The sequence below is a fragment of the Acinetobacter entericus genome (assembly GCF_026168575.1).
GTDB classification, from domain to species: Bacteria; Pseudomonadota; Gammaproteobacteria; order Pseudomonadales; family Moraxellaceae; genus Acinetobacter; species Acinetobacter bouvetii.
Genome location: NZ_JAPEQW010000110.1, coordinates 1 through 849 on the forward strand (window position 1 = coordinate 1; position 849 = coordinate 849).

The window sequence follows — 849 nt, forward strand, 5'->3', positions numbered from 1 at the left end:
TAAACGATTGTCGGTCTTGCAGGAAATCTGCGATCAACGCATAACTCAATCCCATGCTGCTCAGCTACTTCATATTTCAGAACGTCAGATCAGACGCTTACTGCAGAAATACAAAGCCCAAGGTCCAGTTGCATTAGCCCATGCCGGTCGTGGCCAAATCAGCAATTCCAAACTTCCTGAAGAACTCAGACTCAAATGCCTCAATATTGTTTCTGACCAACTCCATGGTTTCGGGCCCACTTTAGCGCATGAAAAGCTCACCACCGTACATGGACTCGATCTTTCAGTAGAAACCCTGCGTTCCTGGATGATTGCAGCTGACTTATGGATTCCTCGATCCAAGCGCCTGAAACGCCCGTATCAGCCTCGTTACAACCGGAATTGCTTTGGTGAACTGATCCAAATTGATGGCTCACACCATGACTGGTTTGAAGGACGCGCTGCTAAATGCTGTCTACTGGTGTTCATTGATGATGCCACAGGTAAATTACAGCATTTACGCTTCTGTGAGTCAGAATCAACTTTTGACTATATGATTTCAACACGTTTATATGTCGAACAGCACGGTAAGCCTTTAGCGTTTTACAGCGACAAACATTCAGTCTTTAGAGTGAATCAAAGCAGCAAGAAAGACACCAAGATTACCCAGTTTGGACGTGTACTCAGCACCCTGAATATCGATATCATCTTCGCCAATTCACCGCAGGCCAAAGGCCGTGTAGAACGGGCGAATAGAACGCTTCAGGACCGTCTGATCAAAGAAATGCGCTTGGAAGGTATCTGTTCGATTGAGCAAGCGAATGCCTGGCTACCCTGCTTCATTGAGCAGTTCAATCAGAAGTTCGCCAA

1 protein-coding gene is annotated in these 849 nt (G+C 46.3%); it reads left to right on the forward strand.

The features are described 5' to 3' along the window. Positions 1 to 849, forward strand: an 849-nt coding sequence (locus OKC24_RS19775) for an ISNCY family transposase (RefSeq protein ID WP_265466298.1), incomplete at both ends; no start/stop codon positions are given.